This is a genomic window from Aeromonas sp. HMWF015 (assembly GCF_963878965.1).
Taxonomy (GTDB): domain Bacteria; phylum Pseudomonadota; class Gammaproteobacteria; order Enterobacterales; family Aeromonadaceae; genus Aeromonas; species Aeromonas veronii.
In genome coordinates, this window is record NZ_CAWNZT010000437.1 from 1 (window position 1) to 3879 (window position 3879).

Genomic DNA, 3879 nt, shown 5'->3' on the forward strand with positions numbered 1-3879 from the left:
ACCCTGAGTCGTACCATCATCACCTCCGGCCTTACCTTTATCGTGGTGCTGGCGCTGCTGCTCAAGGGCGGTGCGCTGATCCACGGTTTTGCCGTGGCCATGGTGATCGGTGTGGCGTTCGGTACCTACTCCTCCATCTATGTGGCGAGTGCGTTTGCCATGTTCCTCGGCGTCAAGCGCGAGCACATGCTGCCAACCCAGGTAGAGAAAGAGGGTGCGGACCAACAGGAAATCCTGCCGTAACAGTGAAGAGCGCCTCATGGCGCTCTTTTCTTATCTCTGCGTGTCGTTTGCTGACGCACATGATTTAAACAACAGGAGTTTGTCATGCATCACAATCCCCGTTTTTTGGCGCTGGTTGACGGGATCCGCTCCCGCATCACCGAAACCGATGTTCACCAGATCAAGCGCTGGCAGGACGAAGGGCGCACGTTTCACCTGATCGACGTGCGGGAAGAGAGCGAGTGGGCCAAAGGCCATCTGCCCGGTGCCCGATATCTGGGTCGTGGCGTGATTGAGCGGGATATCGAGACCCAGTTCCCGGATCTTGAGATTGAGCTCTACCTCTATTGTGGTGGTGGTTTTCGCTCCATTCTGGCGGCGGACAACCTGCAACAGATGGGTTATCGCAAGGTGATCAGCATCGACGGCGGGTTTCGCGGTTGGTGCGATGCCGGATACCCTGTCGAATCCTGATTTATTTGAGGTAGAGGGGCACAGCTACATGACAAAGCGGCTGTTGACCTTTACCATATGCGGGGTCAAGCGTAAGCGTCGGAGTGTTCATTGAACGTCAGGAAAGGGATTGGATACCTCCTCGGTATCCTGTTGTTGCTTCCCATGTGGGGTTGCAGCAGTAGCAGTCAGGTTAACACCCCCAAGGTTCCCAAGCCGCAGCCTGCTTCACTGGTGTTGGCGACCCCCCTGCAGGTCTCCTACCAGAGTGAGCTGGCGCTCGCCCGACTCGGGCAGATGCTCAGTGAAATGGAACTGACCACCGAGCAACGGGCAGAGTTGTTCTATGAACGTGCCGTGGTGTTTGATCGGGTTGGTCTGCGTTCCCTCGCGCGGCTCGATTTCAACCGTGCCCTGCGGGAGAAACCGGATTTCGCCGAAGCCTACAACTTCATCGGCGTCTATCTGGTACAGCAGCAGAATTACGACGAAGCCTATGATGCGTTCGATTCCGCCCTCGAACTGGCGCCGGACTATGACTATGCCTATCTCAACCGTGGCATCGCCCTCTATTACGGCAACCGTCCCGAACTTGCTGCGGCCGATATGAAGCGTTTCTACGAGGCTCAGCCGGAAGACCCCTATCGGGTGATCTGGCTCTATCTGGCCGAGCAGAAACTCGACCCGTCGGCCGCCATGAGCCGGATGCGCGAGCGTCTCAACAAGTACGATGACGATGCCTGGAACTGGGACCTGGTTCGCCTCTATACCGGCGAGATCAACGCTTCCCAGCTGATGGGCAACGTGGTGAAAGGGGTGAAGGATAACCGGGAGCTTGCCGAGCGCCTGTGTGAAACCTACTTCTATCTGGGCAAGTTCGAGCTGGGCAAAGGCAACCGCAAGGAAGCCATCAGCTACTTCAAGCTGGCCTTATCCAACAACGTCTACGATTTTATCGAGCACCGCTATGCGCTGCTGGAGCTGGAGTTGATGGCGCGCAAACCCTTGCCGCCCGGTGCCCAGAGCGCTCGTAACAAGGGTGATCAGCCCTCCTGAACCGCTGCCAGATAGTGGTAAAAAAGGCCTCGCGATGAGGCCTTTTTGTTGGGCGAATGGCGGGTTTACTCCACCAGGCTCATGCCGGGGATCTGGCGCCAGTAGCCGTTGCAGTCGCTTCCTTGCTGCAAGGAGAGGGGAGCCTGGCCCTGCCGGTTGGCTTTGAAGCGGGCCACCATCTCCAGCGTCTCCATCCCTTGCGGTGAAAGTCTGACCACATCCACCAGACCTTCCATACCAGCCAGCTCGTTACCCAAGTTGTAGCAGTAACCGGACTGGGTCTGGATCCCGTTGAGATTGAACACCCGCTGCCCCTCGCGGCTGTTGGCCAGTCGTCCGGTGGGGTAGTTGATACAGGCGAGCTCGCAGTTGTCTTTCGGTTTGTCGAGGGAGCGGGCGGTGAAGCAGCGCGCCGAGTAGGCGAGCGGCAGATGGCCGTAGGCAAACACCTCCACCTCAAATTGGTTGCGCAGGGGGCCCAGATCCTGATTGAGCTGGATCAGCCAGTCACGGGAGAGTTCCACCGGCATGACCCAGCGTTTCATCCCCTGTTTAAGCAGCATGCGCAGCACATCGGCGTTATAGGCGTTGATGGCGGGGCCACAGACGAAGGGGATCCCTGCCTCCCAGGCGAGTTGCACCGTACCGAGATCGTTGGCTTCGACCATAAGATCGCCATTGTCGACCAGCCGCTTCACCTCCTTGAGTTCGGAGGGGGCGGAGATAAGGGCGAGGGTCGAGAGCACCACCTGCTTGCCGGAGCAGGCCATCTGACGGGCCAGCGCAATCCAGTCATCGACTTTGAGTTCGCGCCGCTTGCTGCAGACGGTCTCCCCCAGATAGATGATGTCGGCCTGACTGTCGGCAGCAGCATGGTAAAAGGCTTCGGTATCGGCTTTGGGCCAGTAGAAGAGCAGAGGCCCGAGAGAAAATTGCATGGGTGGACTCCTTATTGCCACTGACGATGGTAGGCGCCGAGGGTAGTCTGGCTACCTTCGGAGACGCGGGCGAGCTGGGCATCCCACTCAGCTTTGACCTGATAGGCCTCGGGATTGGCCTGATAGGCATCGATGGCTGCACGCCACACCCGGGTCACCTGCTCCACATAGGCTGGGCTGCGCTGGCGCCCTTCAATCTTGACCGACTGGATCCCGGTCTTGAACAGCTCGGGCAGGAGACCCAGGGTATTGAGACTGGTGGGCTCTTCCAGCGCGTGGTAGGTCTGGCCATCCACATCGAAGCGCCCCTTGCAGAGGGTCGGGTAACCAGCATTTTCGCCCGGGCCGTAGCGGTCGATCAGCACTTCGTTGAGCCGCGACTCGAGGCCATTCGGGGTCTCTTCCCAACGGACAAACTTGGCCGGTGAGCAGGCGCCTACGGTGTTGGGGCTCTCGCCAGTCATGTAGGAGGAGAGATAGCAGCGTCCCTCGGCCATGATGCAGAGGCTGCCAAAGGCGAATACCTCAAGGCCAACATCGGTCTCCCGGGCCAGCTGCTTGACCTGATGCATGGAGAGCACCCGGGGCAGCACCACCCGTGTGACATTGAATTGCTGCTGATAGAAGCGAATAGCGGCGGCATTGGTGGCGCTGGCCTGCACCGAGACATGGAGTTCCATCTCGGGGTAGTGGCGGCTGGCATATTCCAGCACGGCGAGGTCGGCGATGATTAACGCATCGGCGCCGAGGGCCACCCCGCGATCAACCGCCTGTTTCCATCGCGCATCGGCCCCGGGATGGGCAAAGGTATTGATGGCAATATGCAGCTTGCGACCATGTTGATGCACATAATCCACCGCCTTCTCCAGTTTGCTGTCGGTAAAGTTGAGACCGGCAAAGTGGCGGGCATTGGTGTCATCCTTGAAACCGATATAAACGGCATCGGCCCCGTTATCCACGGCGGTTTTCAGTGCCGGCAAACTGCCTGCCGGACAGAGTAATTCCATTGGTACGCTCCGAGAGTGCATATGAAGGGCAAACGAGCCCTGATTGTATGCAGCCATGCACTCCAGCTTTTTGACCTGAGGCAGCTTTGTGTGGCTTTACCCTTCTTGAGGTAACCCTGCACAAGTTTGATTTCCAACAGGATCTTGCCACTCTCCCTGTGTTTGAATGCGCAAAAAAGGGAGTCTATCGTGTTTCAACAACT

At 58.3% G+C, this 3879-nt stretch carries 4 protein-coding genes and 1 pseudogene; 3 read left to right on the plus strand and 2 right to left on the minus strand.

Annotation, left to right across the window (positions count from 1 at the left end):
- The 3 genes and pseudogenes from AACS18_RS22640 to nlpI form a co-directional block, all read left to right on the plus strand.
- Positions 1-243: pseudogene (locus tag AACS18_RS22640) on the plus strand (protein translocase subunit SecF); the annotation flags it as partial.
- A gap of 84 nt (positions 244-327) precedes the next feature.
- Entirely contained in the window at positions 328-696 is a 369-nt protein-coding gene (locus tag AACS18_RS22645; protein WP_108613385.1) for a rhodanese-like domain-containing protein, read from the plus strand.
- A 90-nt stretch (positions 697-786) separates the two neighbouring features.
- Complete coding sequence (nlpI, locus tag AACS18_RS22650; protein ID WP_005351017.1) at positions 787-1731, plus strand: lipoprotein NlpI; 945 nt, start codon at positions 787-789, stop codon at positions 1729-1731.
- Between the two features lie 65 nt (positions 1732-1796).
- Here nlpI and AACS18_RS22655 read toward each other — a convergent pair whose 3' ends face one another.
- Together AACS18_RS22655 and ubiU are read right to left on the minus strand one after the other, a co-directional pair.
- Positions 1797-2669, minus strand: coding sequence for a U32 family peptidase (locus AACS18_RS22655; RefSeq protein WP_108613386.1), 873 nt, complete (start codon positions 2667-2669; stop codon positions 1797-1799).
- Positions 2670-2680: 11 nt separating this feature from the next.
- Positions 2681-3676, minus strand: coding sequence for a ubiquinone anaerobic biosynthesis protein UbiU (gene ubiU, locus AACS18_RS22660; protein WP_005344835.1), 996 nt, complete (start codon positions 3674-3676; stop codon positions 2681-2683).
- Between the last annotated feature and the right edge of the window lie 203 nt (positions 3677-3879).